The organism is Amycolatopsis rifamycinica, from assembly GCF_000695625.1.
Classification (GTDB): Bacteria; Actinomycetota; Actinomycetes; order Mycobacteriales; family Pseudonocardiaceae; genus Amycolatopsis; species Amycolatopsis rifamycinica.
In genome coordinates this window covers 100,474-121,073 of sequence record NZ_JMQI01000003.1, presented here as the reverse complement: position 1 = coordinate 121,073, position 20,600 = coordinate 100,474, and the positions used below count along the sequence as shown (strand labels likewise).

At 70.7% G+C, this 20,600-nt stretch carries 22 protein-coding genes and 1 tRNA gene; 11 read left to right on the top strand and 12 right to left on the bottom strand.

Annotation, left to right across the window (positions count from 1 at the left end; translation table 11 throughout):
• The first annotated feature begins 47 nt into the window (after positions 1-47).
• Positions 48-389, top strand: coding sequence for a divalent-cation tolerance protein CutA (gene cutA, locus DV20_RS02240; protein WP_043776068.1), 342 nt, complete (start codon positions 48-50; stop codon positions 387-389).
• On the opposite strand, the gene DV20_RS02235 is transcribed toward cutA, so the two are convergent.
• On the bottom strand, positions 324-1,064 hold the full coding sequence (locus tag DV20_RS02235) for an XRE family transcriptional regulator (RefSeq protein ID WP_152603610.1): 741 nt from the start codon (positions 1,062-1,064) through the stop codon (positions 324-326). The two genes, cutA and DV20_RS02235, sit on opposite strands and share 66 nt — an antisense overlap.
• 32 nt (positions 1,065-1,096) lie before the next feature.
• Here DV20_RS02235 and DV20_RS02230 point away from each other — a divergent pair, with 32 nt between their 5' ends.
• On the top strand, positions 1,097-2,071 hold the full coding sequence (locus tag DV20_RS02230) for a tyrosine-type recombinase/integrase (protein ID WP_051735757.1): 975 nt from the start codon (positions 1,097-1,099) through the stop codon (positions 2,069-2,071).
• An 89-nt stretch (positions 2,072-2,160) separates the two neighbouring features.
• Here DV20_RS02230 and DV20_RS02225 read toward each other — a convergent pair.
• The 4 genes from DV20_RS02225 to DV20_RS02210 all read right to left on the bottom strand — a co-directional run bounded on the left by DV20_RS02225 (position 2,161) and on the right by DV20_RS02210 (position 3,452).
• Positions 2,161-2,248 (bottom strand) — tRNA-Ser (locus DV20_RS02225).
• A 33-nt stretch (positions 2,249-2,281) separates the two neighbouring features.
• Positions 2,282-2,491, bottom strand: a complete 210-nt coding sequence (locus DV20_RS02220) for a CsbD family protein (protein ID WP_235190678.1) — start codon at positions 2,489-2,491, stop codon at positions 2,282-2,284.
• 26 nt (positions 2,492-2,517) lie between these two features.
• Positions 2,518-2,946, bottom strand: coding sequence for a nucleoside deaminase (locus DV20_RS02215; RefSeq protein WP_043775935.1), 429 nt, complete (start codon positions 2,944-2,946; stop codon positions 2,518-2,520).
• A gap of 23 nt (positions 2,947-2,969) precedes the next feature.
• Positions 2,970-3,452: a tRNA adenosine deaminase-associated protein gene (locus DV20_RS02210; protein ID WP_200876336.1), complete on the bottom strand. Its 483-nt coding sequence runs from the start codon at positions 3,450-3,452 to the stop codon at positions 2,970-2,972.
• Between the two features lie 77 nt (positions 3,453-3,529).
• Between DV20_RS02210 and DV20_RS02205 the strand changes: the two genes are divergently transcribed.
• Positions 3,530-4,759, top strand: a complete 1,230-nt coding sequence (locus DV20_RS02205) for a M20 metallopeptidase family protein (protein ID WP_043775931.1) — start codon at positions 3,530-3,532, stop codon at positions 4,757-4,759.
• Here DV20_RS02205 and DV20_RS02200 read toward each other — a convergent pair.
• Positions 4,756-6,702, bottom strand: a complete 1,947-nt coding sequence (locus DV20_RS02200) for a phosphocholine-specific phospholipase C (RefSeq protein ID WP_043775929.1) — start codon at positions 6,700-6,702, stop codon at positions 4,756-4,758. The genes DV20_RS02205 and DV20_RS02200 overlap by 4 nt on opposite strands.
• An 86-nt stretch (positions 6,703-6,788) precedes the next feature.
• On the opposite strand from DV20_RS02200, the gene DV20_RS02195 reads away from it, so the two are divergent.
• The 3 genes from DV20_RS02195 (at position 6,789) to thrS (ending at position 9,333) form a co-directional block, all read left to right on the top strand.
• Entirely contained in the window at positions 6,789-7,256 is a 468-nt protein-coding gene (locus DV20_RS02195; RefSeq protein ID WP_043775927.1) for a heme-degrading domain-containing protein, read from the top strand.
• A 76-nt stretch (positions 7,257-7,332) separates the two neighbouring features.
• Positions 7,333-7,956, top strand: a complete 624-nt coding sequence (locus DV20_RS02190) for a dihydrofolate reductase family protein (protein ID WP_043775926.1) — start codon at positions 7,333-7,335, stop codon at positions 7,954-7,956.
• A 159-nt stretch (positions 7,957-8,115) separates the two neighbouring features.
• The gene (gene thrS / locus DV20_RS02185; protein ID WP_051735756.1) at positions 8,116-9,333 is read left to right on the top strand and encodes a threonine--tRNA ligase; all 1,218 of its coding nucleotides are present in this window, start codon (positions 8,116-8,118) and stop codon (positions 9,331-9,333) included.
• On the opposite strand, the gene DV20_RS02180 is transcribed toward thrS, so the two are convergent.
• From DV20_RS02180 to DV20_RS02160, 5 genes are all read right to left on the bottom strand, one after another.
• Positions 9,263-10,105, bottom strand: a complete 843-nt coding sequence (locus tag DV20_RS02180) for a MerR family transcriptional regulator (protein ID WP_043775925.1) — start codon at positions 10,103-10,105, stop codon at positions 9,263-9,265. The genes thrS and DV20_RS02180 overlap by 71 nt on opposite strands.
• 106 nt (positions 10,106-10,211) lie before the next feature.
• Positions 10,212-11,039, bottom strand: coding sequence for an ABC transporter permease (locus tag DV20_RS02175; protein ID WP_043775923.1), 828 nt, complete (start codon positions 11,037-11,039; stop codon positions 10,212-10,214).
• Positions 11,036-11,929 (bottom strand): ABC transporter permease, encoded by an 894-nt coding sequence (locus tag DV20_RS02170; protein ID WP_013230680.1) that lies wholly within the window; start codon positions 11,927-11,929, stop codon positions 11,036-11,038. The genes DV20_RS02175 and DV20_RS02170 overlap by 4 nt, the downstream gene beginning before the upstream one ends.
• Positions 11,926-12,975: an ABC transporter ATP-binding protein gene (locus DV20_RS02165; RefSeq protein ID WP_043775921.1), complete on the bottom strand. Its 1,050-nt coding sequence runs from the start codon at positions 12,973-12,975 to the stop codon at positions 11,926-11,928. Before DV20_RS02165 ends, DV20_RS02170 begins: the two co-directional genes overlap by 4 nt.
• Positions 12,972-14,198 (bottom strand): extracellular solute-binding protein, encoded by a 1,227-nt coding sequence (locus tag DV20_RS02160; RefSeq protein WP_200876335.1) that lies wholly within the window; start codon positions 14,196-14,198, stop codon positions 12,972-12,974. The genes DV20_RS02165 and DV20_RS02160 overlap by 4 nt, the downstream gene beginning before the upstream one ends.
• A 68-nt stretch (positions 14,199-14,266) precedes the next feature.
• On the opposite strand from DV20_RS02160, the gene DV20_RS02155 reads away from it, so the two are divergent.
• From DV20_RS02155 to lysA, 5 genes are all read left to right on the top strand, one after another.
• The gene (locus DV20_RS02155; RefSeq protein ID WP_152603609.1) at positions 14,267-14,902 is read left to right on the top strand and encodes a GntR family transcriptional regulator; all 636 of its coding nucleotides are present in this window, start codon (positions 14,267-14,269) and stop codon (positions 14,900-14,902) included.
• Positions 14,899-15,804: a dihydrodipicolinate synthase family protein gene (locus tag DV20_RS02150; RefSeq protein ID WP_043775915.1), complete on the top strand. Its 906-nt coding sequence runs from the start codon at positions 14,899-14,901 to the stop codon at positions 15,802-15,804. Before DV20_RS02155 ends, DV20_RS02150 begins: the two co-directional genes overlap by 4 nt.
• A gap of 507 nt (positions 15,805-16,311) precedes the next feature.
• The gene (locus DV20_RS02145; protein WP_043775912.1) at positions 16,312-17,310 is read left to right on the top strand and encodes a fatty acid desaturase family protein; all 999 of its coding nucleotides are present in this window, start codon (positions 16,312-16,314) and stop codon (positions 17,308-17,310) included.
• A complete protein-coding gene (locus DV20_RS02140; protein WP_043775909.1) occupies positions 17,307-17,489 on the top strand; it encodes an RGCVC family protein in 183 nt (60 codons plus the stop codon). Before DV20_RS02145 ends, DV20_RS02140 begins: the two co-directional genes overlap by 4 nt.
• Positions 17,490-17,720: 231 nt before the next feature.
• Positions 17,721-19,064, top strand: coding sequence for a diaminopimelate decarboxylase (gene lysA, locus DV20_RS02135; RefSeq protein WP_043775907.1), 1,344 nt, complete (start codon positions 17,721-17,723; stop codon positions 19,062-19,064).
• On the opposite strand, the gene DV20_RS02130 is transcribed toward lysA, so the two are convergent.
• Positions 19,042-20,592 (bottom strand): APC family permease, encoded by a 1,551-nt coding sequence (locus DV20_RS02130; RefSeq protein WP_043775904.1) that lies wholly within the window; start codon positions 20,590-20,592, stop codon positions 19,042-19,044. The genes lysA and DV20_RS02130 overlap by 23 nt on opposite strands.
• Positions 20,593-20,600 lie beyond the last annotated feature (8 nt).

Genomic DNA, 20,600 nt, shown 5'->3' with positions numbered 1-20,600 from the left:
CCAGGTTGTCACGGCGTTCGCCTCGCCCCGCCGGTACCCTCGCCCTCATGACGGACGTGTGGCAGGTCCAGGTAGCGGCCCCCTCGAAGGACGCGGCAACGACCTTAGCTCGAAGCGCCGTTGAGGCGCGTCTGGCAGCTGGCGCTCAGGTGGTCGGGCCGGTGACCAGCGTGTTCTGGCATCAGGGCGAATTCGGTACTGGCGACGAGTGGCAGGTGCTACTCAAGACGACCGCGGACGCCTATGCGGACCTCGAACAGCACCTGGTCGAGCGCCACGAGTGGACGAACCCGGAGATCACGGCATTGCCCTTGGCGGCCGGGTTAGCGCCCTACCTGGACTGGGTTCGCCGGACGACGAGCAAGCAGGTCGGCGACGCCGGCCACTGACTTGTGGTCCTCGAACTGGTCGAGCACCGCCCCGAGTCGTTGCTGAGGCCGCGCTGATGCCACGTTCGAGGACAGGTCGAACGCCCTACCGAGAGACGTAGCCGCGTGCTCGACCTCGCCCGCGTCCAAGTACGCGTCGGCCAGCCACGAGAGGTAGAGCGACTTGTCTCGTGCGTGGCTGTCGTCGTATTTCGCCATCGCCGCTTCAAGCGCCGGAACGGCCCTGAGCGGGCGGCGAAGCTCCGTCCAGCAGCGCCCTGCAATGATTTCCAGTTCGGTCTGGCTGTGAGCCCAGCTCGCCCAGTCTGGCGCTTCTGCTGGCACATGATTGTTCCCGAGGGCTTCCTCGGCCTGGCCAAGCGCGAACGCGGTCCGTTCAGCGTTCCCCGCAACCGCGTACGTCCAGGCCCCGCGCTGGTACAGCAACGACTTAACTGCGGGCTGCGCCGACCTGGCCGCGACTTCCAAGGACTTGTCCGTCAAATCCGTCGCAGCCTGCCCCAGGGAAATCAGCTGATATGAGCGGAGACATAGGGCATTACCAGCCAATTCGGGGTTGCCTCCTTCGTTGGCCGCTTTGAAACTGCGCTCAAACAGACTCTTAGCGTCGTCGTTCCAGCCAGCATCGAATGCCGCCCAGCCGGCCTGTTGCGCCTGCTCACCAAAAAGGGTCAACAGCGCACGCCGAGTCTCGCCCGAAAAGTGAGTTGGCGTACCAGAAGATTCTCCGAAAAGGACTCAAGCCGTCCACAGCGCACCTCGCGCACCGGACCGTCCGGGCCGCGCTCAACGAAGCCGTGCGGCGGCGGCACATCACGGAGAATCCCGCGCGCATCGCGAAAGCGCCGCGCGTAGTGGAAGAGGAGATCGTGCCGTTCTCCCGCGACGAAGCACGGCGCTTGATCACCGCCGCCGGGGAAATCCGTAACGGCGCGCGGTTCATCATCGCGCTGTCGCTCGGGCTCCGGCGCGGCGAAGCGCTCGGGCTCAAGTGGTCCGACGTGACGATTACGTGGAAGCACGGGTGTGCGCGTGGCGAAGCGTGCCGCCGCACGCTCACCGCCGCTGAGTGCCCTGTGCGGCGCGGTTCCGGCACGCTCACCGTCCGCCGCTCGATCCAGCAACTCAACTGGCAGCACGGGTGCACGCCCGACAAGCCGTGCGGGCACGAGCACGGCGCCTACTGCCCAGAGCGGTACGGCGGCGGCCTGGTCGTCGGTGAGGTGAAGTCGCGGGCCGGGCGCCGCGTCATCGGCCTTCCCCGGCCCGTGATCGAGGCCCTGGAGGCGCACCGCGGCCAGCAGGAGGACGAGCGCGAAGCGGCGGCCAACTTGTGGGAGGAGGGTGACTGGGTGTTCGCCACGCCGATCGGCCGGCCGACGCACCCGACGCCGGACAACCGGGCGTGGAAAGCGTTGCTGCGCCTGGCAGGCGTGCGCAACGCGCGGCTCCACGACGCGCGGCACACCGCCGCCACGGTGCTGCTGGAGCTCAAGGTGCCGTTGCCCGCGGCGATGGAGCTGATGGGCTGGTCCAATGCGGCCGTGGCGAAGCGGTACATGCACGTCAACACCGAGCTGGTGACGTCGGTGGCGGAGCAGGTGGGCGCCCACATGTGGGCCGCTCCGAATGACGAAGACGAGGACGAAGACGGCCCGGAAGGAGCCCTGGTACCCGTCTGATCAGAGGCCAACTGAGACCCAAACTGAGACCCTCAGCGAAAACGCCGGACCTCCCGCGAAGGGAGGTCCGGCGTTTTCGCTGTTGAGAGCGGTGGCGGTGGGATTTGAACCCACGGACGGGGATTAGCCGTCACACGATTTCGAGTCGTGCTCCTTCGGCCGCTCGGACACGCCACCGCCGAGAACTATACCGGAGGGCCGAAGGGGGCTTCACCTGGGGTCGGCCGGCCGGCCGCCGCGCAGCCTGACCTGGGCCTCGCGGGCCACTCGGCGGGCGCGGAGGCGGACGTCCGATGCCGCGGAACGGAGCTGGGCCGACCGGCGCTGGGCGCGGCCCGAGGCCTCCAGACGGCGGTTGCCGGTCGCCACGCCGGCCTTCTCGCGAGCACAGCCCACTGCCTGCTGGATCTTGTGCTTCATCGTCATACCTGGGGAGTACCCAAAAATCAGCGGCGCATCGTGAAGTACGTCTCCAAGACCGACGCGCACTCGTCCACCAGGACGCCCCCGTGCACCTCCGGACGGTGGTTGAGCCGGCGGTCGCGCACGACGTCCCACAGCGACCCCACCGCGCCCGTCTTGGGCTCCCACGCCCCGAACACCAGCCGGGCGATGCGGGCCAGGACCAGCGCGCCCGCGCACATCGTGCACGGCTCCAGCGTCACCGCCAGCGTGCAGCCCTCCAGGCGCCATCCGTCGCCCACCACGGCCGCCGCCGCGCGCAGCGCGAGGATCTCCGCGTGGGCCGTGGGGTCGCCCAGCTCGACGCGGGCGTTGCGGGCCGCCGCCAGCGGGACGCCGTCGGGGCCGAACACCACCGCGCCGATCGGCACGTCCGCGCCGGGGGCGCGCGCCGCTTCCAGCGCGGCCTCCACGGCCTCGGTGTCGGACGGGCGTCTCAGAGCTCGTCCAGGAACTTGGCGAACTCGCTGCCGAACCCGCAGCGCTGCGCGACCATCTGCAGCTGCTCGTCCGGGTACAGGTCGACCTCGCCGATGATGACCTCCAACTCCGGCCCCGGTAGCCCGAGGTCGGCGAGGATCTCCAGGTCGCCCTCGGGCCAGACGGAGTCGTCCTCCTCGTCCGGGGGGTCGACGCGCAGGACGTCGAGGACGTCCGCCGCGATGTCGTAGTCCAGCGCCGCCGCCGCGTCCGAGAGCAGCAACGACGGCCCGCGCGGGCTCGGCCGGACGATGACGAAGAACTCGTCGTCGACCGCCAGCAGCCCGAAGCTCGCGCCGGTGGAACGTAGTTTTCCCAGTTCAGTGATCGCTGCGTCCAGCTCGGTCAACGCCCCCGGGTCGAGCGCACTGCACCGCCACTGACCGTCTTCCCGGACCACAGCCACCGCGAAGCCCGTGACCGGCTCTTCCACCGCCATGCGCACACCGTATTCCGCCTGTCGGTCCGGCGCACGCACGGTGCGCCTGAAGCGCCGCATGCGGCACTATCGGGACCATGACCGGCCCCACTGACCTGCCCACCCTGCCCGGCACGCCGTTCGACGGGCTCCTCGACGACGCGCGGGCGCTGCAGGACCGCACGATCGCCCTCCGGCGGGCCGTGCACCGCCACCCGGAACAGGGCCTCCACCTGCCGCGCACCCAGGCGGCGATCAAGGAAGCCCTCGACGGCCTGCCGCTGGAGATCACCGAGGGCAAGGCCACGACGTCGCTGACCGCGGTCCTGCGCGGCGCCCGGCCCGGACCGGCGGTGCTGCTGCGCGGCGACATGGACGCGCTGCCGCTGACCGAGGAAACCGGCCTCGACTTCGCGTCCGAGGACCCCGAGTCGATGCACGCGTGCGGGCACGACACGCACGTCGCGATGCTGGCCTCGGCGGCGCGGCTGCTCGCGCAGCGCCGGGACCGGCTGACCGGGTCGGTCGTGTTCATGTTCCAGCCGGGTGAGGAGGGTCACCACGGCGCCCGCTTCATGATCCACGAGGGCGTGCTCGACGCGGCCGGCACGCGGGTCGAGCGCGCGTTCGGCGTGCACATCCTCGCCAACGCGCGCAGCGGGCTGCTGCAGCTGCGGCCCGGCCCGCTGATGGCGTCGGCGGACTCGTTCCACGTGCGCGTCACCGGCAAGGGCGGCCACGGCTCCGCGCCGCAACACACGATCGACCCGGTGCCGGCGGCCGCGGCCATGGTCGGGGCGCTGCACACGATGATCACGCGGCGGGTCAGCGTGTTCGACCCCGCCGTGCTCTCGGTGACCCGGATCCAGGCCGGCACGACGACGAACATCATCCCGGAGACCGCCGAGCTCGAGGGCACGATCCGCACGCTGTCCGAGCAGACGCGCACGCTGGTCCGCACCGAACTGCCCAAGGTGTGCGAGCAGGTCGGCGCGGCCTACGGCTGCCGCGTGGTCGCCGACGTCGAGCCGGGCTACCCGGTGACCGTCAACGACGACCGGATCGCCGCCGAGGTGCTGGAGCTGGGCGCGGCCGTGCTCGGCCCGGACAACGTCGAGCTGCTCCCCGACCCGCTGATGGGCGCCGAGGACTTTTCCTACGTCCTCCAACGCGTTCCGGGCGCGTACGCGTTCCTCGGCGCGTGCCCGCCCGGCGTCGACCCGGCGGAGGCGGCGGCGAACCACTCCAACCGCGTCCTCTTCGACGAGGACGCGATGCCGAGCGGGGTGGCGATGCTCGCCGCCTTCGCGCTGGACGCGTTGCGCTAGGGCCCGGTCCGCGACGGGCGGCCGTCCTCGAGGTGACCGGCGAAGCGGCGGCGCCACCCCGGCGTCTCGAACGTGACGTCGTACCAGCCGTGGCTCGTCGGCACCGGGAAGTCGTGCGCGCCACCGGGCGGGAGGGTGACGTCGTTCAGCGTGACCGGTGACGGGCCGCGGTTGGTCACCGTGACCCGCAGCGCGGGCGTGCCGCTGAACGTGACGGCGGCGTCGAGGTCCAGGCCGCCCGAGGCCTCGACGATGAAGCCGTTCGGGCCGTGGATGGCGACGTCGTACGTTCCGCCGTGCGCGACTTCGCCGGTCAGCGTGCTCTTCGGTCCGACGTCGAAGCGTTGCGACGTCCCGCCCGCGTGGTAGGCGTACGCGGCCAGCTGCAGTGCCTGCGTGCCGTGGTTGGCGAGGTGCAGCTTGAGGGCGCCTGGCGCGGCCTGGACCCAGGCGACCGGCTGGTACGGCAGCGGTCGCGCCTTCGCCGTCCCGGGGTCCTGCACCAGCGCGGCCGGCCCCAGCCCGGGCTTCGGCAGCCGCCTCTGCGTCCGGTCGGCTTCGGCGCGCAACGCGTCCGCGTCGGGCAGCAGCGGGATACTCGTGTCCGGCGCGCGGAAGTCGAAACAGCTGGTCAGGTCGCCGCAGATGGCCCGGCGCCAGGCCGAGATGTTCGGCTCGCGCACGCCGGTCCAGGTCTCCAGGAACCGCAGCACCGACGTGTGGTCGAAGACCTGCGAGTTCACCCAGCCGCCGCGGCTCCACGGCGAGACGACGGTCATCGGCACGCGCGGGCCCAGCCCGATCGGGACGGGCGGCCCGGACGGCTCGCCCTTCTCCGGCCGGTTCCCCGGCAGGTACTCGCCGGGGGTGCCGGGCGGCGGCGTCGGCGGGAGGACGTGGTCGAAGAAGCCGTCGTTTTCGTCGTAGTTGATGAAGACGACGGTCGATTCCCACAGCTCCGGCTTGTCCCACAACGCTTTGAGCATGCGCTGGAGGTAGGCAGCGCCGTCGACCGGCCGTGCCGCCGGGTGTTCGCAGTAGCCGTAGGGAGCCACGACCCACGACACGGCGGGCAGCGTCCCGGCCGCACAGTCGGCGAGGAACTCGGCCAGCACGTGGTCGAGGTCCTTCCCCTTGCCCGAGTCGGGTTTGAGCTTCTCGCGCAGGTTCCCGCGTTCGGCCAGCCGCTGCTGCAGCGGGTCCATCGAGTACAGCGCGTCGTGGAAGTTCTGGAACAGCCAGAGCGGGTTGTCGCCGTAGTCGCCGACGAAGTGCTCGGGAACGCCGCGTTCTTCGTCGTTCGCGTAGATCCGCCACGAGACGCCCGCGGCCTCCAGCCGCTCCGGGTAGGTCGTCCAGCGGAACGAGGGTTCGTAGTCCGGCGCGTTGTGCGTCACCGGGCCGCCGGCGAGGCCGCCGGGGTCGATCGTGCCGGTCCAGTGGTAGAGCCGGTTCGGGTGCGTCGGGCCCTGGATCGAGCAGAAGTAGTGGTCGCACAGAGTGAACGCGCGCGCCAGCGCGTGCTGGAACGGGAGGTCCTCGCCGGTGAAGTACCCCATGGTCATGGGGCTCTTCGCCGCGACCCAGCGGTCGTAGCCGCCGTTGTTCCACGCGCGGTGCGTGCTGTTCCAGTCGTGCGGCAGCTCGCCGAGGTCCTGACCGTCCACAACGGACGTGTCGATCCGGAACGGCTGCACCGGGCCGCCGGTGTCGCCCCGCTGGCGGAAGACGTCGCGAAGGGCCGCACGGTCGCCGAAGCCGCGTACGCCGGCCATGGTGCCGTAGTAGTGGTCGAACGACCGGTTCTCCTGCATCAGGACGACGACGTGGCGGACGTCTTCGATCGTGCCCTTCCGCGGCGCCGGGGCGCAGGCGACCGGCAGCGCGGCCACCGTGGCCGCGGCCGCGCCGCCGAGTACCGTGCGACGACGGATCCGGCCCATGCCCCACCTCCTCGCCTGTTGTACGGACGTCATGGTCGTCCAGTTCACCACTAGTCATTACACAACAGTGTTGATTTAATAGGTCCATGACCGAAGCCGACCGCCTCGCCCAGCTCGCCGAGCAGGAGGAACGCCTCCAGTTCACGAAGTTCGACAACGAGACCGCCCTCGCCCTCGGCCAGCAGCTGCTGACGGCCGCCCGGGAGCGCGGGCTGCCGGTGACGATCTCGATCCGCCGCAACGGCCAGCGGCTCTTCCACGCCGCGCTGCCCGGGACATCGGCCGACAACGACGCCTGGATCGACCGCAAGAGCCGCGTCGTCGACCGCTACGGGCACAGCTCCTTCCTGATCGGGACGCAGTTCCGCGCGAAGGGCGGCTCGTTCGAGGAGCACTCCCGCCTCGACCTGGACCTGTACGCGGCCCACGGCGGCGTCTTCCCGGTGCTGGTGCGCGGGGTCGGGCCGGTCGGCACGGTCGGCGTGTCCGGGCTCCCGCAGGCCGACGACCACGCGTTCGTCGTCGAGCAGCTGGAGTTGTTCCTGAACTCCTGAACTTCTTCCGGCCGGGTTGTCGAATCGGCGGGCCCTCGTTCGACGGGTCAGCGCAGCCCGACCCGAAGGAGAAACCATGGGCCAACTCACCGTGACGACGTTCCTGACCCTCGACGGCGTCTACCAGGCGCCAGGAGGTCAGGAGGAGGACACCTCCGGCGGCTTCGACCTCGGCGGCTGGGTGACGCCGTTCTACGAGGAGGACATGGGGCGGCTCGTCGCGGAATGGTTCTCCCGCGCGGACGCCTTCCTGCTCGGACGGCGGACGTACGACATCTTCGCCGCGCACTGGCCGAAGGTCACCGACCCCGCCGACCCGGTCGCGTCCCGGCTCAACGCGCTGCCGAAGTACGTGGTGTCGCGGACGCTGACCGACCCGGCCTGGTCCGGCACGTCCATCGTGGACGGCGACGTCGTCGAGTTCGTCCGCGACCTGAAGTCGCGGCTGGGAGGCGAGCTCCAGGTGCACGGCAGCGGCGCCCTGCTGCAGACGCTGATCGCGCACGACCTGGTGGACGAGTACCGGCTGTGGCTGTACCCGGTCGTGCTGGGCAAGGGCCGTCGGCTCTTCCCGGACGGCGTCGCTCCGAAGGCGTTCGAGCACGTCGAAACCCGGCCCACCTCCGGTGGCGTGAACGTGCTCGTGCTGCGGCCCGCCGGGAAGCCGCGGTTCGACACGTTCCGGCTTCCGGAGGAATAAAGGAATTGGCGGCGGTTGCTACTGTCGATCCATGAAGCGCGCACTGACGACGACGCCGGAGAGTGTCCCGGCGCGCTGAACGATGTCACGAGCCCGGGGCGGTTGCCCCGGGCTTCGTCTTGTGGTCACCCGCCTCGCCGTCCACGAGGGAGTCCACGCATGCACGACCACCGCAAGCTCGGCCGGTTCGGCACCGACCCGCTGATCGGCGCCGGCCTGCCCTACTGGCTGCCCGACGGCGCGATCGTCCGCCACAGCCTGGAGGAGTACGTCCGCGACCTCGAGCGGCGCGCGGGGTACCGGCACGTCCATTCGCCGGTGCTGGGCAAACGCGAGCTGTACGAGATCTCCGGGCACTGGTCGCTCTACCGCGACGACATGTACCCGCCCATGGACGTCGGCGGCGAGCAGCTCGTGCTGCGCCCCAGCCTGTGCCCGCACCACGCGCTGATCTACCGCTCGAGTGGCCGCAGCTACCGCGAGCTGCCGCTGCGGATCGCCGAAGTCGGCGGGATGTACCGGGCCGAGCTGTCCGGTGCGCTCGGCGGGCTGAGCCGGGTGCGCGCGATCCAGCTCAACGACGCGCACGTCTTCTGCACCCTCGACCAGGTCGAAGCCGAGGCCGCCGCCGCGCTGGCCCTGATCCGGCGGGCGTACGACGCCCTCCGCATCAGCCCGGCCCGCTTCCGGCTTTCCCTGCCCGGTCCCGGCGGGAAGTACGTGCCCGGGAACTGGGACCGCGCCGTGGCCATCCTGCGGTCGGTCCTCGACGGCCTCCCGTACGACGCGGTCGAGGGCGAAGCGGCGTTCTACGGGCCGAAGATCGACGTCCAGATCGCCGACGGCGCCGGCCGCGAATCGACCCTGTCCACCGTCCAGGTCGACTTCCACCAGCCCGAGCAGTTCGGCCTCGAGTACGTCGGCGCGGACGGGGCGAAGCACCGGCCGGTCATGGTGCACCGGAGCATCATCGGCAGCGTCGAACGCGCGGTGGCCCAGCTGATCGAGGTGCACGGCGGCGCGTTTCCGGCCTGGCTGGCGCCGGTGCAGCTCCGGCTGCTGCCGGTGTCCGCCGCCGAACTGCCCTACGCGCGGGAAGTCCTGGACCGCTGCGGTGACGTTCGGGCCGAAATCGCGTCGGAGGGCAGCCTCGGCGCGCGGATCCGCGACGGGCGGCTGGTGCCGTTCCAGGCCGTGCTCGGGCCGCAGGAGGCTGCCGCCGGGCAGCTTTCCGTGCGGCTTCGCGACGGACACCGTCTCGACGCCCAACCGGCGGAGGACGCGCTGGCGTCGATCCGGGAGGCGATCAGGCCGCCATCGCCTCGGCCAGCCAGTCGAAGGCAGGAGCCAGGCTTTCCGGTGCCGCCCAGCCGTTGATCACCCCCAAAAGCTCCAGGTAACGCTCGCGGCGCGGATCGGCGGCCACGTCGAGCCACTCCCGCAGCTCGCCGGGATCCCGCCCGAGACCGTCGACGATCGCCTTGGCCGCCGGAGACCTCGGCGGGATCCCGGCCACGACAGCCGGGGTGACGGCGTCCCGCACCTCGGCCGCCAGGTCACGACGTAAGTCGCCCTCGTGACCGTCCGCCAGCTGGCGCAGGTTCGCGCGGAACTCCGCGTCCCGCATCAGCGCGGCCAGCTCGATCCACGCCTCGGCCTGTTCGGGAGTGGGGTTCTCGGGCAGCTCCGGCGTCAACGTCCGGGCGACCCCCGCCAGCTCGGGACGATCACCCAGGGCGTCGGCGAGGAAGTCGCCGACCAGGCACTGCCGCTCCACTTCGGACAACAGGGCCCGCTGGTGCGCGAGACTCGCCGCCTCGGGTGGCGAATCGCGGTTCGCCACCGCCTGCAGCACCACGCTCCGCCGGCGCAGCACGCCGATCTGCGCCTCCACCGCGGCGGCGTGCTCCGCCGCGACCTCCGCGACGGTGGCCTCGCCGTCGATCACTCGCCGGATCGTGGCGAGGTCGACGCCGAGGTCGCGGAAGACGCGGATGACGTCGAGCCGGGCGAGCGCCGCGTCGTCGTAACGGCGCTGGCCTGCGGCGTTGCGCCCGGACGGCGGCACGAGGCCGCGATCCGAGTAGAACCGGACGGCCTTGACCGTCAGCCCGGTCCGGTGGGCGAGTTCGCCGATCGAATAGCGCATGCCACCAGCCTGGCAGCTCCCCTCGGGGGAGGCGCAAGACCTGGGGATTCGCTCGATCGTGTCGATCACATGTTCGACGAATCGCGGTAATGTGGATCACACGGGCTCAGGGTTCCTCCCGGATCCGGGTCACCAGCTGGGTCGGGTTCACGAACCGCAACGCGACGAGAAGGAGCACGAGCATGGAAGCGGTGTAGATGGTCGCCATCGCGTCGACGGACTGGTTGGCGCGGATGCCGGCCGCGAACACGGAGTTGTAGAGGGCCACCACGAGGGTCGTCGAGTCCGGGCCGGCGGTGAGGAACGTCAGCTCGAACATGCCGACCGTGCGCACCAGCACCAGTATCGACGCGGCCAGGATGCCGGGCAGCAGCAGCGGGCCGAGGATGCGGGTGAACACGGAGCCGGTCCGCGCGCCGGACATGCGGGCCGCTGCCTCGATCTTCGGGTCGATCTGCTCGATGAACGGCGTCATCGTCAGCACGACGAACGGGACCGACGGCACGAGGTTGGCGAGGATGACGCCGGTGATCGTGCCGGCCAGGTGGAACTTGTAGAGCACGGTGGCCAGCGGGATGCCGTACGTGATGGGAGGGATGAGGATCGGCAGCACGAACAGCAGCATCACCAGGCGCTTGCCGGGGAACGAGCGGCGGGCCAGCGCGTAGGCGGCCGGGACGCCGACCGCCACCGACACGGCGATCACCACCAGCGCGACGATCGCCGTCGTGAGGAGGACGTCCGAGAGGCCGAACTCGCGCCAGGCGTCGGCGTACCAGTGGGTGGTGAAGCCGTCCGGGAGCCAGGTGCCGAACCACTGCGTGCCCAACGAGTCGACGACCACCGAGAGCACCACGCCCGCGAGGTTGACGAAGAAGAACCCGACGACGGCCCAGACGACCCAACGTCCGGGACGCGCGACCCAACCGGTCATCCCTTGCCTCCGGTCGCTCCGCGGTACAGCGTGCCGCGCCACGCCATGACCAGGCCGATCACGATCAGCATGACCACCGCCATGAGCATCGCGACGGCCGAGCCCATCGAGTAGTCGTACTCCTCGAACGCGGCGTGGTAGGCGGCGATCGAGATGACGCGGGTCTCGTTCGCGGGGTCGCCGACGAGCTGGGCGCTCGGGAAGACCGAGAACGCCATGACGAACGAAAGGCAGAAGGTGATCGCCAGGCCGGGTGCCAGCAGGGGCAGCGTGATCCGCCGGAAGCGCTGGACGCCGTTGGCGCCGAGCGTCGCGGCCGCCTTCTCCAGGGAGGGGTCGATGCCCGAGAGGTAGGACAACGTGAGCAGGAAGGAGAACGGGAAGCCGGTGATCACCAGGGACAGCAGCACGCCGGTGTAGTTGTGGATCAGCGGGAGCGGCTGGTCGGTGACGCCGAGGACGGTGAGCACCTTGTTCAGCCAGCCCGCCGGCCCGCCGTACATGATCAGGCCCTGCGCGGTGAGCACCGTGCCGAGCGTGATCGGCACGACCAGGATCGTCGTCAGGAGGCGCTTGCCGCGGACGCGGCCGCGCATCACGTAGGCGATCGGGATGCTGGCGAGCACGTTGATGAAGGTCGCCGGGAGGGCGATGCCGAGCGTCGTCCAGATCGTGTTGCGCAGGTAGGGGTCGCCGAAGAACCGGGCGTAGTTCGCGAAGACGCCGCCCTTGCGCGGCGCGAACGACAGCTGGAGGCCGTAGAGGAAGGGGTACAGGAACAGGCAGGCAGTGACCAGCAGGCCGGGCACCAGGAGCAGGAGGGTGCGGTCAATGCCGCGTTCGGCGAGACGGTGCCGCAGCGCGGGGCGAGCGGTCGCCACGGCGGTCATGGCGCGAACACCAGGACCCGCTCGGCCGGGACGCCGATCTTCACGGTGTCACCGGGGGCGAGGCGCTTGTCCGTCCGGAAGTAGACCGGCATCCCGGTCCCCAGCCGGGCCGAGACCGACAGCTCGCGGCCGTGGTACTCGACGATCTCGACCGTGACGTCGAGGGCGTTCTCCATGCCGTCGCCGACGACGAAGTCCTCCGGGCGGATGGCCACCTTCGCCGAACCCTCGGTGAGGGCGCCGCGGTTGGCGCCGGTCAGGCGGATGCCGTCGCCCTCGACGGTGGCCAAGGGGCCCGCGGTGGCGGTGACCGTCACGTCCAGGAGGTTGCGGTAGCCCATGAACGACGCGACGTAGCTGTTCACCGGCTGGGCGTAGACCTCCTCGGGCGTGCCCACCTGCTGGACCGCGCCCTCGCGCAGCACCACGAGGCGGTCGGCCAGCGACAAGGCCTCCTCCTGGTCGTGGGTGACGTACACCGTGGTCAAGCCGAGCGTCTGGTGGAGGCGGCGGATCTCCATCCGCATCTCGAGCCGGAGCTTGGCGTCCAGATTGGACAGCGGCTCGTCCATCAGGACGACCGGTGGCTCCAGCACCACGGCGCGGGCGATGGCGACGCGCTGCTGCTGTCCGCCGGACAGCTGCGCGGGGAACTTCGCCGCGTGCTCGGTGAGCTGCACCAGGCGGAGCGCTTCGTCGATCCTCCGGCGGGCCTCGGCACGGCCGACCTTGCGCATCTTGAGGCCGAACCCGACGTTGGCGCGGACGGACATGTGCGGGAACAGCGCGTAGTTCTGGAAGACCATCCCGAACCCGCGCTGCTCCGGTGGCCGCCCGTCGATGCGGGTGTCGTCGAGCCAGATGCTGCCCTCGGTCAGGGGCAGCAGGCCGGCCAGGCAGTTCAGCGCCGTCGACTTGCCGCAGCCGGACGGGCCGAGCAGGGCCACGAACTCGCCCCTGGCGATCGTGAGGTCGAGGCCGCGCAGGGCGTTCGCGGTGCCGAAGCTGCGCGAGACGCCGTCCAGCCGCAGCTGCCCGAACGTCACTTCTTGCCGACTTTCGAGCCGCCGACCAGCTGGTTCCACTTGTCGAACGCCTTGACCTGCTGCTCGGCGGGCAGCGACGTCTCCTTGGGGTACTGCGCGATCCACTGGTCGTACTCCGGGCGGCCGAACTGCCGGAGCGTGTCCTGGCTCTTCTGCGGCGCCATCTGCAGGGTGACGTCCTTGACCGCGGGGCCGGGGTAGAAGTACCCGTCGTCGTAGGCGATCGCCTGCTGGTCCGGCTTGAGCATCCAGGAGACCAGCTGCAGGATCGCCGACTCCTGGTCGGGCGACAGCCCCTTGGGGATCAGGGCGTACTGGGCGTCGGTGACCCAGTGCATCGGCTGCATGATCGCGGTCTTGACCGTGTTGGGCACCGTGCCGAGCTTGCGCGGGTTGATGTCCCAGCCGGTGGTCGACATGATCATGTCCACCGAGCCGGACGCGAGGTTCTTCATCGTCTCCGTGGTGCCCGACGGGTAGTACTTCACGTACTTGCCGAGCTCCTGCAGGAACGCCCAGGTCTTGTCCCAGCCCTTGGCCGGGTCCTTCGGGTCCTTGTCGCCGAGCAGGTAGGGCAGGCCCATCAGGAACGTCCGGCCCGGGCCGGAGTTCGACGGCTGCGCGTACTGGAACTTCTCCGGGTGCGCCTTCGCCCAGCCGAGCAGCTCCTGCGGGGACGTCGGGGCGGCGGGCACCGCGCCGGGGTTGAACTCCAGGAGCGGGCCCGACGGGTAGTAGACGACCTCGATGCCGTAGCCGTTGGCCAGCTCCTGCATCTTGGCCGCGGGCTCGAGGTAGTTCTGCATCAGGTTCGGGAACCGGCTCGAGAAGTCCGGCAGGACCTTGGCCAGGGTGCCGTTCGCGATGCCGGCGGAAAGACCGTCGGTGCCGCTCAGGACGAGGTGGGTCTGGGCGACGCCGCCGTCCTGCTCGGCCTTCAGCTTGCCCGCCATGCTCGGCGCGGGTGCCGTCGAATAGGTGACCTTCGCGAGGACTTCCGGGTGCGCGGTCTTGAAGTTCTCGATCATCTGCTTGGTCAGCTGCAGGTTGCCCGCGACGTCGAGGATGTTCAGCTCGACCGGCTTGCCCGGCTTGTCGGGCACGGCCTGGGGATCCGCCGCCTGGCCGCCGTCGCCGCCGGGTGCGCCGCACGCCGCCAGACCGGCGACGACGCTCACCGCCAGCAACACTCGTCGGAATCGGAAGCCGGTGCGACGCTGCATGGCTGCTCCTCGGCCCGTGATAATGTTGTATGTCGCATCGTATATCAGATCGGACATGCCAGTGGCGAGTGCTTCGTCGGCCCCGAGGCCGCGAGTTCGAGCCGGGCGAAACGCTCGTCGAAGCCGAGGTCGGCGCCCTGCTGGGGGTGTCGAAGACGCCGGTGCGCGAAGCCCTGCGGAGCCTGGCCGGTTCCGGTTTGGTCACGATGAGCACGTACAAGGGCGTCGCTGTCTGGGTCATGGACGCCGAGAGCGCGTACGCGGTGTACGACCTGCGTGCGCTGCTGGAGCCCGAAGCTGTCCGGCAGGCCGTCGAGCGGGGCGCGGACTTCGGGGAAGCCCGGCAGGTGCTGGCCGGGGTCGAGACCGGCTCGGCGGCCGGCGACCGCGCGAAGGCCAGCCTCGCCAACCGGCTGTTCCACCGCGCGCTCTACGCCGGGTGCGGGAACCCGCTGCTGGTCGAAGTCCTCGACGGGCTGCGCGACCAAGCCGCGCTGATCACCGTCACCGGCTGGGGCATCAGTCCCGCCTGGCCGGGGGAAGCGGCCGAACACCGGGCGATCCTGAACGCCGCCGAGAGCGGCCACGCCCGGCAGGCCGAACACCTGCTGCGCAAGCACATCACCGATTTCCTCGACCGGGTCGCCTTCGGGCTGCCCGGCGAACGCACCACCGAGACCGGCGATCCGAAGGGGACCCGATGACGTTCGAGGAGCAGAGGCGACGGCTGTCCGGGGTGGTGGCCATCCCGGTCACGCCGTTCGACGCCGAAGGCGCCGTCGACGGCCACACGTACGCGAAGCTGGTCGACCGGCTGATCACCGGCGGCATCGAGGTCGTGACGCCGAACGGCAACACCGGCGAGTTCTACGCGCTCGACGCGAGCGAGGCGCGGCAGTGCCTGGAGGTCACCGTCGAGGCCGCGGCCGGCCGGGCGAGCGTGCTCGCCGGGATCGGGCACGACGTCGCGTCGGCGACGCGGGCCGCGGTCCACGCGCGGGACGCCGGCGCCGACATGCTCATGATCCACCAGCCGGTGCACCCGTACATCTCCGGCGACGGCTGGGTCGACTACCACGCGGCGATCGCCGCGGCGGTCCCGGAACTCGGCGTCGTGCTCTACGTCCGCAACCCGGCGATCGCCGGCGAGCAGCTGCGCGCGCTCGGCGAGGTGGCGCCGAACGTCATCGGCGTGAAGTACGCGGTGCCGGACCCGGTGCGCTTCGGCTCGGTCGCCCGCGACGCGGGCTTCGACCGCTTCGTGTGGATCGCGGGGCTGGCCGAACTCTCCGCGCCCGGCTACTTCGCCGTCGGCGCCACCGGCTTCACGTCCGGGCTGGTGAACGTCGACCCGGCGATCTCGCTGCGGATGTTCCACGCACTGTCCACAGGGGACTACCCGGCGGCGATGACCGTCTGGGAGCGGATCCGGCCGTTCGAGGAACTCCGCGCCGCCAACGGCAACGCCAACAACGTCAGCGTGGTCAAGGACGCACTCGGCCGGCTCGGCCTGTGCCGCCCCGACGTCCGGCCGCCGAGCCGGCTGCTGACCGGCGCGGAACGGGAGCAGCTTTCCGGATTGCTTACGTCATGGGGACTTTTGTGAGTGGCGGCTCGTCGGCGGGTCGGGGGGCGGCGGCGCTGCCGAACCCCGGCTCGTCGACGAGCCACCCCTTGACAGGGGTCTCCTGGACACGAACTTCGCTGTAGCAACCTGGTTGGGCGCCCCGGGCGTCGCTGTGTGCGACTGCGGGCGGCTGCTCGCCGGTCGATCGGCCGGCACGGCTGCGAGACGAACGGGTTCGCGAACCCGGCTGCGACTCCTGTCTCCGGCCAGTCGAACCGGCCGGACGGCCTCGGGTGTGTGGCGGGTCACCGTCATCCCGATGTGGCTGACTGTACACCTCTTCGGTGGTCAACGGGGAATTGCCAAGGAGAGCGCCGGATGGGAGGCTGTGTCCAGGACGCGGTACCACCGCGACCAGGCCCCAGTGCCCTTTCCCGAACCGGACCCAGACCCCGTCAGGGCTGGAAACCGTTGCTGGACAAGCCGTTACGACTTAACCAGAGCGGTACTTCGATGAGTTCCACGCAAATTTCCGACAAACCTGCTATGCCCGGCAGCGATTTCGCCGAGTTGTCCCGGCTCATCAAGGACGCAGGGCTCCTGCAGCGGCGACGCCGCTACTACGCGGTGCGCATCGGCCTCAACCTCGCCGCGTTCGGCGGCGGCTGGGTGGCCTTCGCCTACCTCGGCGACTCGTGGTGGCAGCTGTTCCTCGCCGCCTTCTTCGCGATGGTTTTCGCGCAACTCGCGTTCATCGGCCACGACGCCGGGCACAAGCAGATCTTCCGCAGCCGCCGGGCCAACGACACCACCGGACTGGTCCACGGTGGACTCACCGGGTTGAGCTACGGCTGGTGGATCGGGACGCACGCGCGTCACCACGCCAACCCCAACCACGAGGACGAAGACCCGGACGTCGACATCGCCGCGCTCGCGTTCAGCAAGGCGCAGGGCTCGCGGAAGCGCGGTTTCCTGCGCTGGATAGCGAAGTACCAGGCCTTCGTGTTCTTCCCGCTCCTCCTGCTCGAAGGCCTCAACCTGCACGTCTCGAGCGTGAAAGCGGTGTGGCGCGGGGACGTTCGCAAGCACCGGCTGGAATCCGCGCTGCTGATCGGGCACCTGGTGGCCTACCTCGCCGCGGTGTTCATCGTGCTGTCGCCCCTGACCGGGATCATCTTCATCCTGGTGCACCAGTTCCTGTGGGGGTTGTACATGGGCTGCTCGTTCGCGCCCAACCACAAGGGCATGGAGATGCTGACGGCCGGGCACAAGCTCGACTTCCTGCGCAAGCAGGTGCTGACTTCGCGCAACATCCGCGGCGGCCGGGTGACCGACTTCGCCCTCGGCGGGCTGAACTACCAGATCGAGCACCACCTGTTCCCGAGCATGGCCCGGCCGAACCTCAAGCACGCGCAGGTGATCGTCCGGGACTTCTGCGCCCGGCACGGCATTTCCTACGCCGAGTGCGGCTGGGCCCGCTCGTACGGGTACGTGCTGCAGCACCTCCACACGGTCGGCGAACCCCTTCGGACGGCGACACCGTGACGGCGCCGAGGCCCGAATCGACGGAGGTGCCTCGTTCGGGCACGCAGTGCCCCAGCTGCCCGCACCCCCTCGGCACGCACGACGCGATCGCGCGCCGCTACTGCGCCGCGACCACGGCCGGACAGGCGGCCGACCGCGGCTGCGTGTGCGGCTCGGCGGCGGACCACCGGGCGCACTGACCGAATCCGGCCGCCGCACGAGGCGCGCCGCCCGGCCAAGCTCACCATCGGTCGGCGGCACGGTAGGCGATCTGCGCAGGTCAACCAGGGTGTGACCCAAGTTACTCGCGCGTTAACAAAGAGTAAGCGGACCCACCGAAGCCGTCAGGACGGCATTCACGGGTGATCTCCGGGCCCGTCCGCGGGGGTGTCCTGACGGAGTCCGATCCGCCGCGAAGCCCGGAGGCACCCGTGACGCTCAGCGAGCTTCTTCCCAGCCTCGGCTGCGAAGCCGCCGATCACCTCGAGCCAGGAGTCTGGCCGCGAAGCACCCGACTCGGCGAAGACGGCGAGCTGCTCTTCGCCGGCGCGCCCGTCAGCCACCTCGCCGCCCGCTTCGGGACGCCGTCCTACCTCATCGACGAACAGCAGGTCCGCGACACCGCTCGCGAGTACCGCGAAGCGCTCCCGGACGTCGAAGTCGCGTACGCGAGCAAGGCGCTGTGTACGCGAGCCGTACTGCGTTGGGTCGCCGAAGAGGGGTTGTCGCTCGACACCTGCTCCGCCGGCGAGATCGCCGTCGCACGCTCTGTCGGCTTCCCCGCGGAGCGCATGCTGCTGCACGGCAACGCGAAGACGCCCGAGGACCTGAAGGCCGCGCTCGGCTACGGCGTCCGGCGGATCGTCGTCGATTCGCTCGACGAGATCGAGCAGCTCGGTGCGCTCGCGCACGGCGCACAGCAGGTGCTGATCCGGGTGACGCCGGGCGTCGCGGCCGGGGCGCACGCCGCCATCAGCACCGGCGCCGAAGGCCAGAAGTTCGGCTTCTCGCTCCTCGACGGCGTGCCTGACAACGTCGACGCCGCCGTCGAAGCAATCAAAACCCAACCCGGGTTGCGGCTGACCGGCCTGCACTGCCACATCGGCTCCCAGGTGACCAGGATCGACCGGTACGAGGCCGCCGCGCGGCGGATGGCCGAGGTGCTCGTCCGGGTCCGGGACACGCACGGCGTCACGCTGCGGGAGCTCGACCTCGGCGGCGGGCACGCGGTGCCGTACGTCGGCGGCGAGCCCGCGTTCGACCTCGGCGGCTACTCGCGCCGCCTGCGCGTGGCGCTGGCCTATGAGTGCGCCGCGCACGGCTTCCCCCTGCCCCGCCTGACGATCGAGCCCGGCCGGGCGATCGTCGGGCCCGCCGGGATCACCGTGTACCGCGTGTGCGCCGTCAAGCGCGGCAGCCGCACGTTCGTCGCGGTCGACGGCGGCATGAGCGACAACGCGCGGCCGTCCCTCTACGGCGCCCGCTACACGACGCGCCTGGTCGGACGGCGGTCGAAGGCGAAGCGCGTCCCGATGACCGTGGTCGGCCGGCACTGCGAAGCCGGCGACGTCCTCGCCGACGGCATCAGCCTGCCGGCCGACCTGCACGCGGGCGACCTCCTGGCCGTGCCGTGCACCGGCGCGTACCACCACTCGCTGGCCTCGAACTACAACCAGGTCGGCCGCCCGCCGCTGGTCGGCGTCCGCAACGGCGTCGCCACGCTGCTGGTGCGCCGCGAGACCGAGGAGGACCTCAGCCGGCGCGATCTGGGCTGACGATGCTTTCGCCGCCACGCGGCACGAAGCCGCGCGGCAGGCGGCGGCCGGCGAAGAAGTCGCGGCAGGCGCGGTGGACGGCGAACATCAGCGGCACCCCGAGCACGATCGACACCACGCCGATCACCGCGACGCCGCCGATGCCGAACACCGTCGTCTCGCCCGCGTCCGGCCGCGCGTACTCGAGCAGCGCGAACACCAGCACGGCCAGGAAGAACACCCCGCCGGTGAACGGCAGCAGCCCACGCAGCACGAAGTTGCGCACGCTCGCGAAGAGCGTCCGGCGGAACACCCAGACGCAGGCCAGCGCCGTCATCGTGTACTCGATGGCGATGGTCAGCCCCACCGCGTCGACCGAGTCGGCGAGCACGTTGTCGCTGATCAGCGCCAGCAGCACGTACACGGCCAGCGAGACCAGGCCGAACGCCCAGGTCGCCACCGTCGGGGTCCGGAACCGCGGGTGCACGCGCCCGAAGACCCGCGGCAAGGCGCCGTGGCTGGCCATCGACAACGTCGTGCGCGCCGCCGGCATGATCGTCGCCTGGCTGGTGGCCGCGCCACTGGTCAGCACGGACACGATCAGCAGCACGCCCAGGACCTTGCCGCCGGCGCCGTCGCCGAACACCGCGCCGCCCAGCCCGGCCAGGACGTCTTCGGAGTTGGCCTCGTTGGCCAGGCCGATCCCCTCGCTGCCGACCCCGGCGAAGGCCAGCGCGGCCACCGTGACGAGCAGGTAGTTCAGCACCAGCAACACCGTCGACAGCACGGCCGCGCGGCCCGGCGCGCGGCGCGGATCGGCCGACTCCTCGTTGACCGACAGCGAGCTTTCCCAGCCCCAGTAGATGAACACGGCCAGCAGCACCGCCGAGACCGCGGTGCCGGCCGAAACCCCGCCCGGCCACAGCCAGTCCAGCCGCGGCAGCGACGCCTGCGGCCCGGCCGTGCCTTCGAAGACGCGGACCAGCGCGACGACCGAGAAGAGCACCAGGACGGCGAGCTCCACGCCGAGCAGGATCCACTGCGCCCGCGCGGACACCTCGATCCCGCGGTGGCAGAGCCAGCACAGCGCCAGCAGCCAGGCGGCCCCGATCGCCGTCGTCACCCACCGGTTGCCCGCCGCGTCGGAGGCGCCGAACAGCAGCAGCGTGTACCGGCCGGTGAGCGCGGACTGGCTGCTCATCACCAGCAGCTGCGCGACCGTGACGACCCAGCCGGTGAACCACCCGGCGTGCGGGCCGAACGCGCGCGCCGCCCAGGTGAAGTTGGTGCCGCAGTCGGGTTCCGCGGTGTTCAGCTCGCGGAAGGCGAAGGCGACGAACAGCACGGGCACGAACGAGAGCAGCACGAACGCGGCCGCCTGGAACCCGGTGCCGGCCAGCACGATCAGCCCGAGCGTGGCCGCGATGGAGTAGGCCGGCGCGGTCGAGGACATCCCGATCACCATCGACGACACCATGCCCAGCGCGCCGCCGCGCAGTCCCTTCGCGGGAACGGCGGGGGCGACGCCGAGCGCCACGGCCTCCGACATGCGTTTCT